The following is a 17,583-nucleotide window of genomic DNA, read 5'->3' on the forward strand; positions in this document are numbered from 1 at the left end:
CATCTCCAGCAGGAAACCGTCTTCCTATCGCCTGGCCATGATCAGTGAGCCCTTGACGAGAGAAACCTGAAACAATGGCCCCATGGTGTGCCGAATCAACGAGCTCCTGATCGACTCTCATTGGCCTATCGTCATCATCGGCGCGGGCCAAGCCGGACTGTCCGCGGCACATTACCTGTGGCGCGACGGTCTCGCACCGGGCAAAGATTTCATCATCCTCGATGCCGGAGACGGCCCCGGTGGTGCCTGGCGAGAACGGTGGGACTCATTGACCCTGGGGACCACCAACCACATCTCCGACCTACCTGGGTTTCCTCTCGGACGTCCCGACCCGAACGTCCCCGCCTCGGAGGTGGTGTCCGACTACTACTCCCGGTTCGAACGCGAACTGGAACTCTGCGTCATCCGCCCGGCTGAAGTGGACACCGTCCGGTCCGAAGAACCCGGACAGGGACGGTTCACCATCACTGCCACCGTCGACGGTGAACACGTGACGCTCTCCAGCGACTACCTCATCAACGCGACCGGCACGTGGACCCAGCCTTATGTCCCGTTCGTCCCCGGTATCGCGGAGTTCGAGGGCCACCAGCTGCATACCGTGAACTTCCGTGACGTCGAGGACTTCCGGGGACTGCGCACGCTCGTCGTCGGCGGTGGAATCTCCGCCACGCAGTTTCTCCTCGAACTCGCCGAAGTGACCGACACTCTTTGGGCCACACGCCGTCCACCGAACTTCACGTCCAGGGAATTCGACGGCCAATGGGGACTTGAGGTCGAACGAGCCGTTCGCGAACGAACTCTGTCCGGTCTGGCCCCAGCCAGCGTCGTCCGCACGACTGGCCTGCCGATCCGCAGAGAGTTCCGGGAAGGAATCGACTCAGGAGTTCTGGTGTCTCGAGGCATGTTCGACCGCATCCTTCCCCACGGCGTCCACTTCCCCGGACTCGGCGACACTGAGCTTCCGACCACGTCGGAAGGCTTGGGTCCTTCGGCCAGCGACTACCTGGCAGTGCCCGACTCATGGGCGCCGTTCGACGAACCCCGTGTCGAAGAGGTCGACGTGATCTTCTGGAACACCGGGTTCCGAGCAGCACTCAAACACCTTGCACCGCTGCGCCTGCGCACACCAGACGGCGGAATCTCCATGGAAACCGAGGTCGCGGTCAAAGACGATCCACGGCTGTTCCTCGTCGGCTACGGATCAGCCAGTTCCACGGTCGGCGCGACCAGGGCCGGAAGGATAGCGGCCCGAGAACTGCTCAAACGCATGTCTGGCAGTCGGCAGCCTCAGCGCAGGTCTGGGGCTTTGAGCACCTGATCGCCAAAGCGAACCGTCGGCAGCATCTGTCGGAACTGGTCTTGAGCCTCTGTGTCATCGGCTTGCGCAAGCATGTCGACGCTGACCTTGAAGAGCCGACCGTCGACAGATATTCCGGCAACTGCACCGAACATCACGGAGTCCTCTTTGTCGACAGCTCGCATGTCATCGGGTGCCAAGGTGCCGTGGAAGACCCAGTACTCTCCACCGCTGAGTGATCCGGTGGCCTCACTGGTCATGGACGATCCCGACGTGCTGAACATCCTCTCCCGCGCCTTGTCCACCAAATCTTGAGGTGACGACTCGTCGTCAGCAATGCAGTTGACAGTGATGATCGCGCCCGATTCGGCTTCATAGAGCCGGTATCCGTCGTAGCCGGACCCATCTGCCCAGTCGGCGCCCAAGGCCAAACTGACTTCGACGGGACATTGTCCGCCCAGGTCGACAGTGGTCTCGCTCATCCCGTCGGGAATCGTCGGGCCGGTTGCCGTCGGCGAAGGCGACTGTCCGTCGCCGATTCCCACATTCGCCGGTTTGGATCCCGCATCTTCGGAGCTGCTGACCCGGAATGCCGAACATCCGCTGAGAGTCAGGCCCAGGGCCAGCGTCACCGCTACGAGTGGTCTGTTCATCATTGTCTGCCTTCACTCGATCGGTGGGTCCTCCACATCGTACCCAATCATCTGGTCGTCCCCGGCCTCTGGCGCAAGTGTCAACTGCCGCCTAGCCTGGACTCATGACTGAGATCCCGCTGTTCGATGACTCCGATATCAACCGTGTGCTCTGCGTGGTCGCCCACCCTGACGATATGGAATACGGGGGTTCGGCAGCCGTGTCGAAATGGACCGATGAGGGCAAAGAAGTCGCCTATCTTCTGCTCACCCGAGGGGAAGCAGGTATCCGGGACATGAGCCCGGAGGAAGTGGCACCGCTGCGCGCCGAGGAACAGCGTCGTGCATGCAATATCGTCGGGGTCGACGATCTGGAGATCCTCGATTTCCCGGATGGTCTGCTGGAACCCACGCACGAGTTGCGTCGGGCAATCGCGCGGAAGATCCGCGAGTTCCGCCCGAATGCGGTTGTCGTGACGACCTTCGACCTCCAAGTGCAGTGGGGGCTCAATCATGTTGACCATCGCCATGCCGGCGTTGCCACTGTCGATGCCATTCGCGATGCCGACAATCCCTGGGTCTTCACCGACCTCAAGGACGAGGGACTTGAAGCGTGGAAAGCCGACCGGCTGCTCATCAACGGCGCCCAGCCCACCCACGCTGTGGCGCTCACTGCTGCGCACGTCGATCGTGGTGTGCGATCGCTTGAGGCGCACAAGGTCTATTTGGACGCCCTCAGTGATCATCCGGCGCCGAAGGATATGATCCCCGGCATCGCCACGAGCGGTGGAGAACTCGCCGGCGTCGACTACGCCTTACCGATCACAGTCGTCGATATGTGAGCACTTCGCCAATTGCTCCTTGCCAGCAGCCGGTGCTCCGAACCACTTCGACCGGCACGCTGCTGATAGAGAACAACCGGGTGGGACGCGTGTGCGTCCCACCCGGTTCGTACTTCACGAGTCGAACCTTCGACTCGCGGGAGAAGATCAGGCTCCCAGAGCTGCGATTGCCGAATCGTAGTCGGGTTCGGTGGTGATCTCGTCAACGAGCTGCGTGTACGTCACGGTGCCCTTCTCGTCGAGGACGACGACGGACCGGGCGAGCAGACCGGCGAGCGGACCGTCGACCATAGTCACTCCGAAATCCTTGCCGAACGAGCTGCGGAATCCCGACGCCGTCACAACGTTCTCGATGCCTTCAGCGCCGCAGAAGCGAGCCTGGGCGAACGGAAGGTCATTGGACACGCAGAGAACAGTGGTGTTCTCCAGGCCGGAGGCGAGTTCGTTGAATTTGCGCACCGAGGCGGCGCACACTCCCGTATCGAGGCTGGGGAAGATGTTGAGCACGACACGCTTGCCCGAGGTGTCCTGTGAGTTCACATCACCGAGGTCGGCGCCGACGAGGCTGAATGCCGGGGCCTGTTCGCCCTTTGCGGGCAGTTCGCCGACGGTCTTGACCGGAGATCCCTGAAATGCTGTGTTGGCCATGCTTGACTCTCTCCTTCTTCAGAGCTGACTGCTGTCACTCTCACTCTACGTGAGACGGCGCCGAGGGGAACCTGGTGAATGCAGACCGGTCATTCGACCGCCTCTCGGACCGCTGATTCCCACCGGTGGCAGACTGCCGCTCAGCGACGACGGCGGCGTGAGACGACCACGAGTGCCGAACCGAGTGCGATGATCGCAGCAGCGATGCCGATGCTTGTGGCAAGCTCGAGGCCTGTCCGCGGCAGGTCGGCCCCGCCACCTGCACCGGTTGCCGAACCGTCAGCTTCACGGCCGTCGGCGTCGCCGCCGTCAGAATTGCCGTCCGATGCACTGTTCGTCGAGCCGTCGTTCTCGGATGTTGATTCTCCGGCATTGTCCTCCCCGTCAGCGCTTCCAGCACTCCCGGAACCCGCGCCGTCGGAGGCCCCACCGGCAGCGGACTCGGCTCCAGCGGACGCATTCGAGCCTGCCTCGGCAGTGTCTTCGCCGGAGCTGTCGGAATCCTCGCTGTCGCCGGAATCGTCATCGTCTCCGCCGGGCGCGCGGCTGCTGGTGACGACTTGCCAGTTCTCGTCGAAGAAATCGGCGGGGTCGACAATCTGCTTCTCTTCCGCCCAGTCGATAAGTGCCTGACGCACCTCGACCTGTTCGTTGTAGACCTCTTTGAGTCCGTCGATCGGGTAGCCGCCGCCACCGAACTGACGATAGTTGTTGATGGCGAGGATGAACCGGTCATCGTCTCCGATTTCGCTGCCGTCGGCCTGCGTGAGGTTTTCGATCCTCTCCCCGGTCGGTTTGGAGACATTGATGTCGTAGTCGATTCCGGCCAGAGCATCGTAGTTGTAGTCCGGGATCGGAGATTCCGAGACTTCGTCGATCGCGTTCGTGCCGTCGACCGGGTCGAACTCGGCACCTTCATCGGTCTGTTTGAAATAGCGTGCCGAGTATTCGAGGTAGTCGCGCAGTTGAGCACCGTTGATCTCGACTCCGGCAAGAGTGTTGTCGTAGACGTAGAGTCCGGCCACATCTCGGATCGTGATGTCGCCGGCGGGGAACTCTGCGGTGCGGCTGAAGGGTGACGCCTGCGAGATCACGGGAAGATCGGCATAGTCCGTTCCCTTCAGCCCTTCTTCAACCGTCTCGGTTTGGACGTGGGAGATGAAGTCGAGGATTGCCGTGTCTTCATAGTAGGAGGTCTTCGCCGACAACGTTTCGGTGACCGATCCGATCTTCGTGTTCACGTAGTCGATCGTGGTCTGGTGCTGCTCATCGACAAGGTCTTTGATCTCCTGGTCCTCGGCGACCTCCCCTTGGGTGGCAAGAGCATCTGCGTGCGGCGTGGTCTCGCCCCAGTCGACGTGGTGGGTGTCAAGGTTGATCGGCAGTCCCACCTCGGATACCGACCGTGCCCAATAGTTCGGTTGGGTGATGAGCACCTGGGTGCCGTCGTCACGGGTCACGACCTGACTGGGTTCGTTCTGATGAGTATGGCCGGCGACGAGGACATCAACTCCGGGCACTTTCGCTACCGAAGTGCTGACGTTCTCCTGCAGCTGGTCCGGATCCCAGCTCTGTCCCTTCGGATCTTTGCCAGAGTGGGACAGTACGACGATGACGTCTGCGCCCTTCTGTTTCATCTCGGGCACGTACTTCTGTGCCGTCTCGACCGGATCGTCGAAGTGCACCTTCCCGGACAGATTGTTCTTGTCCCAGATGCGGCTGCCGGGAGTGGTCACGCCGAGCACACCGACGGTGATCGTCTCACCATCGACCTGCTTTTCCACCATCGCATACGGGTCCAAATGGGACTGTCCGTCGGCATCGTCGATGACATTGGCTCCGAGCAGCGGAAAGTCGACCTGGTCGCGGTAGGTGGCCAGCAGATCGAGGCCGTAGTTGAATTCGTGGTTGCCGACGACCTGCGCGTCGTATCCCAGGTGGTTGTAGGTCTTGGCCAGCGGGTGGGTTGGGCCGCTCGTCGTGATCGGTTCCTGTTTGGCGAAGTAATAGGCCAAAGGATTGCCTTGGATCGTGTCACCGTTGTCGACGAGGAGCACGGAATCGGCACCTTTGTCCTCACGCACTCCCTTAATGAGAGTCGAGGCTCGGGACATGCCCAGCTCCTCCCCTGCCGGGTAGGGCTTGTTCGCAAAGTAGTCCCAGTTGAGTACGTTGCCGTGGACGTCGGTGGTCGCCAACAGTGTCAGTTCTCCGGTCGTCGCCGCCTGAGAGCTGGCGGGGGCATCGGCACTGCCGAGGCCGGTCGCGGAGGCGGCTGCAGGGCCGGTGATGATGAGTGCGAGGGCGAGTGTGGACGAGGTCAGGGTGCGCAGACGCATGAGTCTCCAGAAGACTGGTCAAAGAGGATGAAAGTGATCCAACTCTCTTACCCTAGTGGACGCTGATCGTTTTCTGGATGGATCTTGAGAGAAATTTGCACAAATTCTCTTGCGTTCACGCTGTGGCGGAATCGGCTCCACCTGCCTCACCCTTCGCAGACGCAAATTTCGATTCGACGATGATGAGGATGACGACGACCGCCGCGCCGAGGACCGCGAGCAGGATCGGACCGAGTACCGGATCAACGGGGGCCAGCAGGCCGCCCGCTCCGTGCTCTTCACCGTCGGCGCCCACCTCGGCAGAAGACTGCCAGGGCCAGAGCGCACGCAGGGACCCGAACATCAGGCCGGCCATGACGATGAGAGTCCACCACCGGTGGTTGTGCAGGAAGTACTTGAGGATATTGACGAAAACCGCCAGGCCGAGGATCGCGCCGAGCAGGAAGATTCCGAGGTACCCGAAATCACGGGCGTCGACTGCGCGCAGCGTCGTCGAGTACATGCCGACTGCCAGCAGGAAGAACGATCCGGATACTCCGGGAACGACGAGTGCGCAGACGGCGATCGAGGCGACGAAGAAGACTGCGATGAGCGGCGGGTTCTCCACGTCTGCCCCTCCGGCCAGACTCGTCATCCAGAATGCGAGAGCGGCGGCGGCGATGAAGGCAAGAATACCGAGGAGCGCGGGCTGTCGCGAGGACCGTGCCGGCAGCATCCGCAACGGCACCGCGATGCTCGCGGCGACGAGTCCGAAGAACAGCCCGCGTGAGAGTTCGGGGTTGCCGGTGACGAAGCCTTCCATGACACCGGCGATGGTGAACACTGCCGCGGCCATGCCCAACAGAACAGGAATGACGAGGAACCAGTCGGTGCGCCGCAGCTCTGCCAGCGCTCCCGCGACACGGTTCGGTCCTGTCACGAGAGTCTTCGCTGCCGCAACGACGTGGCCTGCGGAGTCGATGAGCTGGTCGTAGACTCCGGTGACCAAAGCGATGGTTCCCCCAGAGACTCCGGGGACGAGTTCGGCGCTGCCGATGAGGAAACCGCGGATCAGGTCGAGCGGGAGGAGCGCTTTGGATCTTTTCGGCGCAGTGTTGGTATCGGTCGGCGGGGTGTTCGTCATACCTCCCAGCTTATTTGATCCACTCCACGCAGATGAGTCGCGGCTCAGTCGCCGATCTCACCATCGATGTCTTCGCGCAGGATGTCCGCATGACCTGCATGTCGTGCGTATTCTTCGATGAGATGGATGAGGATCCAGCGAACGTTGAATTTCTCTTTGTCACGGTTACCTCGTTCGGTGAGGGTGTCGAGGTCGGCCACCTCGGCGAGGATTTCACGTGACTTCTCACAGGCGTGCTCGTGGTCGGCCAGGAGCTCGTCCGCGGTCATTCCGGACGCGGACTCGAAGTCCCAATCGCGGTCGGAGGCCCAGTCGACTCCCGACCACGGCTCCCCCAGCTCTCGGCCCTGCAGTACTTCGACGAACCAGCTCTCCTCGACGAGCGTGAGATGACGGAGGATGCCGCCGATCGTCAGGGACGATGAGGCCACGGTGTGGTCGAGCTGCTCGGGCGTCAGCCCATCGACCTTGCGACGGATCACCTGTCGGAAGTACTCGACGAATTCTTCGAGCCCACGACGTTCGTTCGGGGAGTTGCTCGGATCGGTCAATGGCAGGGTCATGCTGAGCCTCTCTGATCATGCAGACGGCCTGATGTTCGAACCAGGCGTATGAGGTTCAGTCTAGTTTTCGCCGACCGATGTCGAAGAGATTTCCTTCGGGATCTTTCAGAGTCGTCCATTCGATCCCATACTCGTCGAAAGACGCGAGCTTCTGTGCGCCCAAGGAGACCGCGCGGTCGACGTCCGCCGGATAGTCCGGATCGTCGAGGTCGATGTGCAGCGGATTCTTCCCTTCTGCCCGTTCGTCGACCTTGAGGAAGAGCATTCCCGGGGTCGGTGACTCGCTGTTGTGGACTCCCCCGATGCTCGCGACGAACTCGTTGGCGCCGGGATCGATGTCGGCACCGAGAAGGTCTGCCCAGAAGATCGATTGTGCTTCCACATCGAGGCAGTCGAAGGTGATGCTCAAAGATGCCAGCGACGCCATGAGCGCGGTCCTTTCGCAGTCGGATAGGTGTTGACCCGACTCTAGAGCACCCCACTGACACGACACGTCGAAGCCGTCATCGGCGGTTATCCGCCGTCATCGTCGCGTCACCCGCGGGGCTGGCGCGCCAACTGCCGCGACTGAGCGACGAGGCGACCGGCCGAGTCCCACAGTTCGCAGTCCTCTTCGAACATTCCGCCGGCGATGTTCCGAGTGGACAGTCGCGCGCTGATCCAGCCGGGAGCGGGCAGGGCGCGGACGTGTGCGGTCAGTTCCATCGTCGGCGCCCAGTTGAAGCGACCGAGGTCGAACATCACCGGCGGAAACGAGTCGAGGAAAGTCAGCAATGACAGCGGGTCCGGGTCGGTCCCGTCGATGAACCGAATCCAACCTTGCAGCACTCCGCGACCACTGGGTTTGCCGACCGCGAATCCTGCGGTAGCCGGGTCGAGGCGCATATCGAACCGTTCGATGAGCGGCGCCGCCTTCTTGAAGTCCTCGCTGGCTTCGGCGACACCGACGCATTCTTCCGGTGGGGGCAGCTGGGGCGGCGTGGCTGTCGTGCCGACATCGTCGGGAAGCTCGCCGAGGTTGCCCATCGTGGCCATCGCCGAGATCGTGGGTGCCCCGTTCTGGGAGAGTTCGATGCCGTAGCTCGCCGTCGATCGGCCTTCGCGCAGTGAGCGCGTAGTGATGTCGACCGGACCTTCTCTGCTCGGTCCGAGATAGAAAGTGGAGATGACGAGGGGGTCCGGGGTGCTCGGGTTGACGGCCCGCAGGGCTTGAGCGGCGACTCCGAGGAGGTAGCCTCCGTTGACGGCTCCGGCGACTTTCCAGCCGGCGTCGAGGTCGGCGGTGAAGCTGTGGTCGCCTTGTCGGGTGACTGCGGTGGCCTGTGAGAACTCACTGACGGTCGATTGACTCATATCACATACGTTACCAACAACTGAACGAACGTCCAGCCAGACTCAATGCCGACCAGACTGTCGTTCGTTGCCGTGGCGATAGTTTCCTGTCGCCCGTGCCAACAGCTGCTGGTCGGTGTCGTCATCTCGGCCGAGTTTGGGGATAAGTGCGGCAGCCTTCTTGCCGCCGAGCTCCATGACGGTGCGGCCGCCGCGGCGAATGAGGAGGATGCCGGATTTGGTGACCTGGTAGTCGAATGGATCATCTTCAAGGCCCATGGCTGGACTCCTTTGTCGCTCTATCGTCCGAGGATAAAGAAGGTGCCCCAGACCATACGGTCAAGGGCACCTTCACTTATTCAGTCAGCGAGAGACTGCCTGAGGATGTTTCAGTTGTTCTTCTTGCGACGCATGGTCAGAACAACAGCGGCTCCACCGACGAGGAGCAGTCCGGCTCCGGCAGCCAGGCCGGTCAGCTCGGCACCGGTGCGAGGCAGATCAGATCCGCCGCCGTCACCGTTTCCATCATCGTTGCCGTTGTCGTCACCGTCGTCGCCGCCGCCGTTGCCGTCTTCGTCGGCAACAACCTCGAAGGAGCCGGTGAGGGCATCTTCGTCTTCGGTGTCGTTGGCGCCGGTGACCTCGAGGTCGTACTTACCGAGGTAGGCCTCGGGGTTCGAGGCGCTGGTGCCGTAGATCGAGAATCCGACGACTCCGTCAGCGTTAGCGGTTTCCTCGAGGGTAATGCCCTCGACGTTTTCAGGACCGGCAACAACTTCGAGGGTGACGTTCTCGCCCTCTTCAAAGCCTTCAGCGGTGATCTGAACGCCCTTGTCTTCCTTCACGAAGTCCGAAGCGGAGATCTCCTTCGGCTCGACGGTCAGGTTGCGCTCGGCCTCGGCAGCCTGGACAGTCACCATGAAGTTGGCTGCATCCGAGGTCTGTCCGTTAGCGGTAACCGTGGCGGAGTAGGCGTAGTCGCCAGCTTCGCCCGGAGCCTCAGCGGTGAAGTTACCGTCAGCATCGGTCTTGACGCTCGTGGTTCCCTCAGCCGGTGCAGCCTGAGCGGAAGAACCTGCCTGCGCATCGCCCGCAGGCTTCCAGGTCAGCTTCACCTCAGCGTTCGGAGCAGCCTTGCCGGTGATCTTTCCACCTTCGACGACCGTCTGGTCTCCGACCTTGGGAGCTTCAGGCTTCTCGTCACCATCGGCGTCGGAATCGGCTTCGTCATCCTTGCCGTCTGCGGCAGCGGAAGCATCTGCTTCTGCGCCGTCTGCATCAGCCGAAGCTTCAGCGTCGTCGCCTTCTGCAGCGGACGAAGCATCAGCTTCCTTGGCGTCGGCGTCAGCGTTATCGGATGCGTTGGCATCGTCGCCCTCTGCGGCGGCCGAAGCATCTGCATCTTCGCCGTTAGCAGCGGCCGATCCGTCCTTCTCAGCCTCGGCACCCTCAGCCGCCGAACCACCATCGGCTTCAGCACCGGCATCTGCATCCTTGCCAGCGTCGTCGCCGCCGTCATCCGGCTTGGTCAGCTGGAAATCGATACCAGCCTGATCGAGCGAGTACTTGAGGTCGGAGACCCAGCTAACCGAGCCATTTCCGCCTGAGATGACGCCCACAGCCGTTTCACCCTGATAGACAGCTCCGCCCGAATCGCCGGGAGCTGAGAAAGCCTCACCGTCAGGAATAACCTTCATGCCATGAACGAGATGACCACTGACGTTTGCGTAATCCAGCTCGCCCTCCGCAGGAGCAACGGTTCCGTGAGTGACCCCAGTGGTCCGTCCCGATTTGGTAACTGCTGCACCTCTGGTGGGGTTCCCGACTTTGTTGACAGGGACCGTCTTCAACGAGAGGTCGTCGGCCTCGATGGCCGAATCATCCCAGGTAGTGACCTCAGATTTTGTGGTGAAATCACCTGCAACATCGATGCTCGCGATATCGATGGCCTCCGCTTCACTTCCGGCGGGAGGCGTATCGGCATCAGATACATAACCAAACTGGTGCTTACCCCAGCTGCCTGGCGCACCAACACCAGCAAGCACGGACTGCTCTGCACCGGCCGCTTCGGCACTGGAAGGCAATTCCATGTCCCAGAGCGGTGCGGTGCCTAAGCTGGTGCCGTCTTCTTCGAGTTCTTCTGCACAGTGACCGGCAGTGATAACTACCTGTTTGCCACTGCTATCCCAGCCAGCGAATCCGGTCGAACATGTTCCGCCCGCACCTTCGGGTCCATGAGGAGCTTTGGTGATATAACCGGCACCGCCGACGAGGTCCTTCTTCCCTTGCGCCTCAAACGACGCATACTCCGGTCCGATCTGCACCTCAACGTTGTCGTATTTCTTCGCCAGTTCTTCGACAGCGTCAGTCTTCTCGACAGCTCCAATATGGAGAGTGTTCGCCTTGAACCCGATCTGGCCAATTTCCTCAGGAAGCTTTCCGTCATCACCAGCAAGATACGTGCCCACGGCCTCTTGCATCTGCGCCTCGGTCTGGACTTTAAGTGTCTTCGGTGAATCGGCTGCCGCAGGCCCCGCGACGAACGCGCCGCCCAGGCCGAGTGCTGTCGCTGCTGCCAACGCCAGCGAACTCTGTACGAGTTTCTTCTGCATAAGTTGTTGTCTCTCTGTAGTGAGGGATCAATGTCACAAGTTGATGACCTAAGTCACGATAAGGTTACGGGCCGCTCTCAGGAACTACCAAAAAAGTACGCCCAAAACTGTGAACTTAATGACCGAAACTTCAGGAGATGTACAAAGCGACTTGCTGGTATCCACCGTTGCATCGTCGTCGTGAATATACGATGCCCCCGGTCAGAAGACCGGGGGCATCGTCAGTGCCAGCTCAGCAGACCGTCAGACGGTCAGCATCCCTGCACTCAGTTGTTGTTCTTGCGACGCATTGTCAGAACGACTGCGGCTCCACCGACGAGGAGCAGTCCGGCTCCGGCAGCCAAGCCGGTCAGCTCGGCACCGGTGCGAGGCAGGTCAGAACCGCCGTCACCGTTTCCGTCATCGTCGTTTCCGTCGCCAGCTCCGCCATCGGCGTTGCCGTCGTCGTTGTTTCCGTCATCGTCGCCGCCGGATCCGCCGCCGGATCCGTCTTCGTCAGCGACAACCTCGAACGAACCGGTCAGTGCCGACTCGTCCTCGGTGTCGTTGGCGCCGGTGACCTCGACGTCGTACTTGCCGAGGTAGGCCTCGGGGTTCTCGGCACTGGTGCCGTAGATCGAGAATGCGGCAGCACCGTTCTCGTTGGCGGTCTCTTCCAGCTCAATGCCTTCGACGCCTTCGGGTCCGCTGGCAACCTCGAGGTTGACCTTCTCGCCCTCGTCGAAGCCCTTGACCGTGATCGTCACGCCGTTGTCTTCCTTCACGAAGTCGGAAGCGGCGATCTGCTTGGGATCGATGCCGATCTCACGCTCGGCAGGAGCAGGAGTCTCGGACTCGTCCTTCTCAACGGTCACATCGAATTCAGTCGTCTTGGACTCCTGTCCATCGACGATCGCCGTCGCAGTGAAGTTGTAGTCACCCTCTGCCTTGGGGCCTTCGACGGAGAAGTTTCCGTCCTCGTCAGCCGTGACGGTCTCAGAACCGTTCTCGGCCTGTGGCTTTGCCTGGGCGCCCTTTTCGCCTTCAGCGGCTTCCCACTTGACCTCGACCTTGGCGCCAGCCTCGGCCTTGCCCTTGATCTTGCCTTCAGGCTCAATCGTCTGGTCTTCGGCCTTCGGCGCAGCAGGAGCCTCAGGGGTCTCCTCGCCCGGCTTCTCAAGGTTGAAGTCCGTGCCGGACTCCTCGAGCGAGTGGTCCAGGTCGGCAACCCAGGTGAACGAGGTGTTCGCATCGAGGTCACCGCCGCCGGAGATGACACCCACAGCGGTGTTGCCCTGGTAGACGCCGCCACCGGAGTCGCCCGGCTGCGAGAAGGGCTTGTCGATCGGAGCGGTCACGCCGAATCCGTGGACCCAACGACCGCCGACATTCTGGTAGTCGAAGTCGTACTCCGAGCGGGGCAGAACTTCGCCGTCGGTCTTACCGGTGGTGCGACCGGACTTGCTGATCGCGCCGTCCTTGTGCGCACCGACCTCGGTGATCTCGGTGGTCGACTTGGCCAGATCGTCCGAATCGGCGGTCGACCAGTCGGTGATGCCGTTCTTGACGTTGTACTTCGACTCGTCGACGTTGATGACTGCGAAGTCGATGTCGGACTCGCTGGGCTCAGGCCACTTGTCCTGGTCGGCACCTTCGAGGAGGTCGCCGCCGAAGTTGGCGAAGCCCCACTTGCCGATGACGCCGTTGCCGGAGGCCTGGAAGCCTTCGCCGCCGTTCGCCTGAGAGATCGAGGGCTTCTCGGTCTGATCGACAGTGGTGTCGCCGTCGAACTCGTTGGTCTGCTCGTTGATGATCTTCGAGCAGTGTCCGGCGGTGAGGACGACAGGCTTGCCGTCTCCGTCCCAGCCGGAGAAGCCGGTCGAGCAGGCTCCGCCCCCCTCGCCAGCCTTGACCAGGTAGCCGGCACCGCCGACGAGGTCATTCTTCGCGTAGGGCTTCAGTTCCTTGATGCCCTCGGTGACCTTGATGTTCTGGTACTTCTTTTCGAGCTTCTTGATCTCGTCGGTCTTCTTGGCAACGCCGATGCTGAGCTCGCCGCCGTCGGTGCCGTAGGCGTTGACGCCTTCGATGCCGGAAAGTGCCTTCTGGACGTGAGCTTCACTCTGGAGGTCCAGCTTCTGCGGGGCGTTGTCAGCCATCGCCGGCGAGGCGACGAGCGCGCCGCTCAGGCCCAGCGCCGCAGCGGCGCTGATGGCCAGCGAACTCTGCACGAGTTTCTTCTGCATAAGGTTGATTCCCTTGATCGTTGTCGATGCTTCGATTGCCCGACCCCGTCAACAGGCTTCGCCGCGACTCGGCGGTTCATGCTTCCGGCGTCAGATTTCCAACCGTGTGAAAGGTTACGGTTTGATCACGACGCAATGCAAAAACCATCAATGTCGCAGGTGAACACAACTTACAGAAGTCGGACTGCACAAGCTGTCCTGTGTTCTGCCAGGCCGCTCGAAAACGGTGCCGTTATGATCGGGGGCATGCCGAACCACACAATGCTTCGCACCCTGGCCCCTACGAGACCCACCTCGAGGCTCGCGCTCGGACTTGCTGCCCTTGCTCTCACCCTGCCATTGGCAGCCTGTGACACCGGTAACGACCCACGGAATCCAAGCTCTCCGTCCCCTACCGAATCCAGCGAAACCACTTCACCCAGCGACGACGCCTCAAAGCTGGATCCCACCGGCAAGTGGACCTCACCGGAAAAGGGCGATCCGTTCCTCGAATTCGCTGAAGACGGCTCGCTCGAAGGCTCTGACGGCTGCAACGCGATCGTCACCAGCTGGAAAGTCGAAGGCGACGAGATCGCCATCGACTCCTTCATGTCGACCCAGAAAGCCTGCGCCGGCGTCGACACATGGCTGAGCAAAGCCTCAACTGCGACTATCGAAGGCAATGTCATGAAGGTCAAAGACAGCAACGGAAAAGTCATCGGCGGACTGGAGAAGGAAGACAAATGACACAAGAACTCATCGGCCGCTGGATTGCCGAGACGAACGAACGGGCCTTCCTCGAATTCTCCGAGGACGGCTCACTGCGTGGCAGCGACGGCGCCAACAACCTTGTGACCTCGTGGTCGGCTGAACCCGAGGGTTTGATGATCAAGTCCTCGATGATGACGCTCAAGGCCGCTCCCGGAATGATCACTTGGGTTCCCAAAGCCAGGAGGGTCGAACCCGATGGCGATCGTCTGCAGCTCTTCGATGCTGCGGACAACCACCTCGGTGATCTTCACCGTCAGCCCCCGGGCACCACTCACAAGCTCGGCGGTCGTTAGATGGCCGGGGGTCTGATCGCGCTCCTCGACGATGTGGCCGCGCTGGTCAAGCTTTCGGCTGCCAGCCTCGACGATGTCGCCGCGGGTGCATCGCGAGCCAGTGCCAAAGCCGCGGGCGTCGTCATCGACGATGCGGCAGTGACACCGAAGTTCGTCGAAGGAGTGGACCCGAAGCGCGAGCTTCCGATCATCCAGCGCATCGCCCTGGGATCACTGTTCAACAAGCTCGTCATCATCCTCCCGATCATTCTGCTGCTCAGCCAATTTCTGCCCTGGCTCCTCACCCCTCTGCTCATGATCGGCGGCACCTACCTGTGCTACGAGGGTGCCGAGAAGGTCTTCGAGAAACTCGGTTGGATCGCCCACCACGAGAAAGACACCCCGGCCTCAGAGCAGACAACCGATGGCAAGGCGGCAGAGAAGAAAGTTGTGCGATCGGCCATCACCACCGATTTCGTCCTCAGCTGCGAGATCATGGTCATCGCCCTCAACGAGGTGGCTGGCGAGTCCCTGACCAGCCGTGCCATCATCCTCGCTATCGTCGGTCTCGGAATCACCGTCGGTGTCTACGGTGTCGTCGCGCTCATCGTGAAGATGGATGACATCGGGCTGCATATGGCGAAGAAGGACGCGCCCGGGCAGCAGAAGTTCGGACGGTTCCTCGTCGAGGCTATGCCGAAGCTGCTCGCACTGCTCTCCGTCGTGGGCACCTTCGCCATGCTGTGGGTCGGAGGCCACATCATCCTCGTCGGCACCGATGAGCTCGGCTTCCACGCCCTCTACGGCTTCGTCCACCACCTCGAAGAGCCCGTCGCCGCGATCGCGGTCATCGGCGGTTTCCTGGGATGGCTCGTCAACACGTTCTTCTCCCTCATCCTCGGTGCGATCTGGGGAGGCATCGTCGTCGGCATCATCTTCGGCGTCAAAGCGCTCTTCAAACGCAAGAGCACTTCGGATGGGACGCACGCGCCCGCCGAGGCGGGGCCGCACTCAGATCAGTCCCGAACGTAGTCGTCCGGTCGACTCCGGCTCAGCGCTGAGCGAAGGTCTTCTTCGGCGCTCCCGCCACGATCATCGGAGCACCCGTGACCGGATCGTCGATGACTGTGCAGTCGATGCCGAAGACCTCGTTGACGAGTTCCGAGGTGATGATCGTCTCCGGAGCACCCTGAGCGACGATCGAACCGTTCTTCATGGCGATGATCTCGTCAGCGTAACGGCAGGCCTGGTTGAGGTCGTGGAGGACGGCGACCAGCGTGTGCCCGTATTCGTGGTTGAGCTGGGAGAACAGGTCAAGCAGCTCGATCTGGTAGGCAACGTCGAGGAAGGTCGTCGGTTCGTCGAGCAGGAGGAGGGATGTCTCCTGGGCGAGCACCATGGCCACCCAGACGCGCTGGCGCTGACCGCCGGAGAGCTCGTCGACGAGCCGCGAGGACAGATCTTCGGTGTTCGTCGCCCGCAGCGCCGACAGCACAGCCGCTTCATCGGCGTCGGTCCACTGGCGCAGGAAAGACTGATGCGGATGGCGACCGCGGGAGACGAGCTCGGCGACCGTGATCCCGTCCGGGGCGATGGACGACTGCGGGAGAAGACCCAACCGCTGGGCGATCTTCTTCGTCTTCATCTTCTCGATGTTGTTCCCATCGAGAAGCACAGTTCCTTTCGCCGGCGGCAGCAATCGCGCGAGGGCCCGCAACAGGGTTGATTTGCCGCACGCGTTGGGGCCGACGATGATCGAGAACTTTCCGTCGGGAATGCTCACGTCGAGATCGCTGACGATCTGGCGCTGGTCATAGGCCAGATCGAGGCTCTCGGCGATCAGCGGTGACGCTGCACCTGCAGGGTGGGGAATGCTCATGATGCCTTCCGAGCTTCTTGGATGAGGAGCCAGATGAGGTAGATGCCGCCGATGCTCACGGTGATCACGCCGACGGGCAGCTGGATGTCACCGAACGCATGCTGGGCGATGAGGTCCGCGGCGACGAGGAGCAGCGCTCCGACCGCCGCAGAGGTCAACAGGCTGGTGCCCTGTGCCCGCGCGATCCGCCGCCCGATCTGCGGTGCGGCCAAGGCGACGAAGGCGATAGGTCCGGCTGCGGCCGTGACCACGGCGACGAGGGCGACGGCGATGACGATGAGAACGGCACGGATGGGCTCGTTGCGTACGCCCAGGGCCTTCGCCGTATCGTCGCCAAGTTCCAGGGTGCCGAGATCTCGGGAGAAGAGTCCGCAGGCCAGGCCGAGGACGATCGTGGCCACAGCCGCCGGTGCGATCGTCGACCAGCCCATTCCGTTGAGGGTGCCGGCACCCCAGGTGGCAGCGGCCATGGCGAGCTCGAGATCGGCGCGCATGATCAGCCAGGTGTTGAAGGCGTTGAGCATCGCCGTCAGGGCGATGCCCACGATGATGAGCCGGAAGCCCTGCACCCCGCCCTTCCACGTGAGCAGGTAGACGACCACGGCGGTCAGAAGCCCGCCGATGATCGCGCCCGCCGCGGTGGAGACGAAGCTCGTGCCGAAGACGATGATCGTGACGATGCCGCCGGTGTAGGCACCGGTGGAGAAGCCGATGATGTCCGGAGAGCCGAGAGGATTGCGTGTCAGCGATTGGAACACGGCTCCGGAGACTCCGAGTCCGGCACCGAGGACGATGCCGGCGATGATGCGCGGTGCCCGCCACTCCCCGACGACGGTGTTGACGATGCGCTTCTCGGCGGCACCGAACAGGCCCTGGAACACTTCGGTCGGAGTCAGCGAGAACTTGCCGAGCATAAGACCGGCGAAACCGCAGGCCAGTGCCAGAAGAGTAATGATTCCGGCAGTGATGACGACCCGCAGGTCGATGCGGAATCCGAAGATGCGCAGCATGGGCCGGCCGAAGTCGACTTTCTCCCCCGGCAGTGCATGCGGGTGCGCGGTGAGGCTGC

At 61.9% G+C, this 17,583-nt stretch carries 17 protein-coding genes; 5 read left to right on the plus strand and 12 right to left on the minus strand.

The annotated features are described in order from the left end of the window. Positions 1-82: 82 nt before the first annotated feature. Positions 83-1,318, plus strand: coding sequence for an NAD(P)-binding domain-containing protein (locus tag SB749_RS10165; RefSeq protein ID WP_410710220.1), 1,236 nt, complete (start codon positions 83-85; stop codon positions 1,316-1,318). On the opposite strand, the gene SB749_RS10170 is transcribed toward SB749_RS10165, so the two are convergent. Beyond that, on the minus strand, positions 1,288-1,950 hold the full coding sequence (locus SB749_RS10170) for a hypothetical protein (RefSeq protein ID WP_410710221.1): 663 nt from the start codon (positions 1,948-1,950) through the stop codon (positions 1,288-1,290). The two genes, SB749_RS10165 and SB749_RS10170, sit on opposite strands and share 31 nt — an antisense overlap. Positions 1,951-2,054: 104 nt before the next feature. Between SB749_RS10170 and SB749_RS10175 the strand changes: the two genes are divergently transcribed. Continuing rightward, positions 2,055-2,771, plus strand: coding sequence for a PIG-L deacetylase family protein (locus SB749_RS10175; RefSeq protein ID WP_410710222.1), 717 nt, complete (start codon positions 2,055-2,057; stop codon positions 2,769-2,771). A gap of 147 nt (positions 2,772-2,918) precedes the next feature. Here the strand turns inward: SB749_RS10175 and tpx are convergent, their stop codons facing one another. The 9 genes from tpx to SB749_RS10220 form a co-directional block, all read right to left on the minus strand. Further along, positions 2,919-3,419: a thiol peroxidase gene (tpx, locus tag SB749_RS10180; protein WP_139907565.1), complete on the minus strand. Its 501-nt coding sequence runs from the start codon at positions 3,417-3,419 to the stop codon at positions 2,919-2,921. Positions 3,420-3,559: 140 nt separating this feature from the next. Continuing rightward, the gene (locus SB749_RS10185; RefSeq protein ID WP_410710223.1) at positions 3,560-5,758 is read right to left on the minus strand and encodes a bifunctional metallophosphatase/5'-nucleotidase; all 2,199 of its coding nucleotides are present in this window, start codon (positions 5,756-5,758) and stop codon (positions 3,560-3,562) included. Positions 5,759-5,873: 115 nt separating this feature from the next. Next, positions 5,874-6,881, minus strand: coding sequence for a DUF368 domain-containing protein (locus SB749_RS10190; RefSeq protein ID WP_410710224.1), 1,008 nt, complete (start codon positions 6,879-6,881; stop codon positions 5,874-5,876). A 44-nt stretch (positions 6,882-6,925) separates the two neighbouring features. Continuing rightward, the gene (locus SB749_RS10195) at positions 6,926-7,444 is read right to left on the minus strand and encodes a DinB family protein (RefSeq protein ID WP_410710225.1); all 519 of its coding nucleotides are present in this window, start codon (positions 7,442-7,444) and stop codon (positions 6,926-6,928) included. Positions 7,445-7,499: 55 nt separating this feature from the next. After that, the gene (locus tag SB749_RS10200; RefSeq protein ID WP_264801362.1) at positions 7,500-7,871 is read right to left on the minus strand and encodes a VOC family protein; all 372 of its coding nucleotides are present in this window, start codon (positions 7,869-7,871) and stop codon (positions 7,500-7,502) included. A 107-nt stretch (positions 7,872-7,978) separates the two neighbouring features. Further along, complete coding sequence (locus tag SB749_RS10205; RefSeq protein ID WP_410710226.1) at positions 7,979-8,797, minus strand: thioesterase family protein; 819 nt, start codon at positions 8,795-8,797, stop codon at positions 7,979-7,981. A 42-nt stretch (positions 8,798-8,839) separates the two neighbouring features. Further along, the gene (locus tag SB749_RS10210) at positions 8,840-9,055 is read right to left on the minus strand and encodes a hypothetical protein (protein ID WP_410710227.1); all 216 of its coding nucleotides are present in this window, start codon (positions 9,053-9,055) and stop codon (positions 8,840-8,842) included. Positions 9,056-9,165: 110 nt separating this feature from the next. Continuing rightward, a complete protein-coding gene (locus SB749_RS10215) occupies positions 9,166-11,388 on the minus strand; it encodes a S1 family peptidase (protein ID WP_410710228.1) in 2,223 nt (740 codons plus the stop codon). A gap of 266 nt (positions 11,389-11,654) precedes the next feature. Next, positions 11,655-13,613, minus strand: a complete 1,959-nt coding sequence (locus SB749_RS10220; RefSeq protein WP_410710229.1) for an LPXTG cell wall anchor domain-containing protein — start codon at positions 13,611-13,613, stop codon at positions 11,655-11,657. A gap of 246 nt (positions 13,614-13,859) precedes the next feature. On the opposite strand from SB749_RS10220, the gene SB749_RS10225 reads away from it, so the two are divergent. From SB749_RS10225 to SB749_RS10235, 3 genes are read left to right on the plus strand one after another with little or no spacing between them, the layout of a single operon-like run. Next, positions 13,860-14,339 (plus strand): META domain-containing protein, encoded by a 480-nt coding sequence (locus SB749_RS10225; protein WP_410710230.1) that lies wholly within the window; start codon positions 13,860-13,862, stop codon positions 14,337-14,339. Beyond that, complete coding sequence (locus SB749_RS10230; RefSeq protein ID WP_410710231.1) at positions 14,336-14,656, plus strand: META domain-containing protein; 321 nt, start codon at positions 14,336-14,338, stop codon at positions 14,654-14,656. The genes SB749_RS10225 and SB749_RS10230 overlap by 4 nt, the downstream gene beginning before the upstream one ends. Then, entirely contained in the window at positions 14,657-15,667 is a 1,011-nt protein-coding gene (locus SB749_RS10235; protein ID WP_410710232.1) for a DUF808 domain-containing protein, read from the plus strand. A gap of 19 nt (positions 15,668-15,686) precedes the next feature. Here the strand turns inward: SB749_RS10235 and SB749_RS10240 are convergent, their stop codons facing one another. Together SB749_RS10240 and SB749_RS10245 are read right to left on the minus strand one after the other, a co-directional pair. Further along, positions 15,687-16,514, minus strand: coding sequence for an ABC transporter ATP-binding protein (locus SB749_RS10240; RefSeq protein WP_410710233.1), 828 nt, complete (start codon positions 16,512-16,514; stop codon positions 15,687-15,689). Further along, positions 16,511-17,524: a FecCD family ABC transporter permease gene (locus SB749_RS10245; RefSeq protein ID WP_410710500.1), complete on the minus strand. Its 1,014-nt coding sequence runs from the start codon at positions 17,522-17,524 to the stop codon at positions 16,511-16,513. Before SB749_RS10245 ends, SB749_RS10240 begins: the two co-directional genes overlap by 4 nt. Positions 17,525-17,583: the final 59 nt, after the last annotated feature.

It is taken from the genome of Brevibacterium sp. SIMBA_078, assembly GCF_046534565.1.
Lineage (GTDB): Bacteria > Actinomycetota > Actinomycetes > Actinomycetales > Brevibacteriaceae > Brevibacterium.

Coding starts and splice junctions, on each gene's coding strand:
- SB749_RS10165 (WP_410710220.1), top strand. CDS start 83: ATGGTGTGCCGAATCAACGAGCTCCTGATCGACTCTCATTGGCCTATC.
- SB749_RS10170 (WP_410710221.1), bottom strand. CDS start 1,950: ATGAACAGACCACTCGTAGCGGTGACGCTGGCCCTGGGCCTGACTCTC.
- SB749_RS10175 (WP_410710222.1), top strand. CDS start 2,055: ATGACTGAGATCCCGCTGTTCGATGACTCCGATATCAACCGTGTGCTC.
- tpx (WP_139907565.1), bottom strand. CDS start 3,419: ATGGCCAACACAGCATTTCAGGGATCTCCGGTCAAGACCGTCGGCGAA.
- SB749_RS10185 (WP_410710223.1), bottom strand. CDS start 5,758: ATGCGTCTGCGCACCCTGACCTCGTCCACACTCGCCCTCGCACTCATC.
- SB749_RS10190 (WP_410710224.1), bottom strand. CDS start 6,881: ATGACGAACACCCCGCCGACCGATACCAACACTGCGCCGAAAAGATCC.
- SB749_RS10195 (WP_410710225.1), bottom strand. CDS start 7,444: ATGACCCTGCCATTGACCGATCCGAGCAACTCCCCGAACGAACGTCGT.
- SB749_RS10200 (WP_264801362.1), bottom strand. CDS start 7,871: ATGGCGTCGCTGGCATCTTTGAGCATCACCTTCGACTGCCTCGATGTG.
- SB749_RS10205 (WP_410710226.1), bottom strand. CDS start 8,797: ATGAGTCAATCGACCGTCAGTGAGTTCTCACAGGCCACCGCAGTCACC.
- SB749_RS10210 (WP_410710227.1), bottom strand. CDS start 9,055: ATGGGCCTTGAAGATGATCCATTCGACTACCAGGTCACCAAATCCGGC.
- SB749_RS10215 (WP_410710228.1), bottom strand. CDS start 11,388: ATGCAGAAGAAACTCGTACAGAGTTCGCTGGCGTTGGCAGCAGCGACA.
- SB749_RS10220 (WP_410710229.1), bottom strand. CDS start 13,613: ATGCAGAAGAAACTCGTGCAGAGTTCGCTGGCCATCAGCGCCGCTGCG.
- SB749_RS10225 (WP_410710230.1), top strand. CDS start 13,860: ATGCCGAACCACACAATGCTTCGCACCCTGGCCCCTACGAGACCCACC.
- SB749_RS10230 (WP_410710231.1), top strand. CDS start 14,336: ATGACACAAGAACTCATCGGCCGCTGGATTGCCGAGACGAACGAACGG.
- SB749_RS10235 (WP_410710232.1), top strand. CDS start 14,657: ATGGCCGGGGGTCTGATCGCGCTCCTCGACGATGTGGCCGCGCTGGTC.
- SB749_RS10240 (WP_410710233.1), bottom strand. CDS start 16,514: ATGAGCATTCCCCACCCTGCAGGTGCAGCGTCACCGCTGATCGCCGAG.
- SB749_RS10245 (WP_410710500.1), bottom strand. CDS start 17,524: ATGCTGCGCATCTTCGGATTCCGCATCGACCTGCGGGTCGTCATCACT.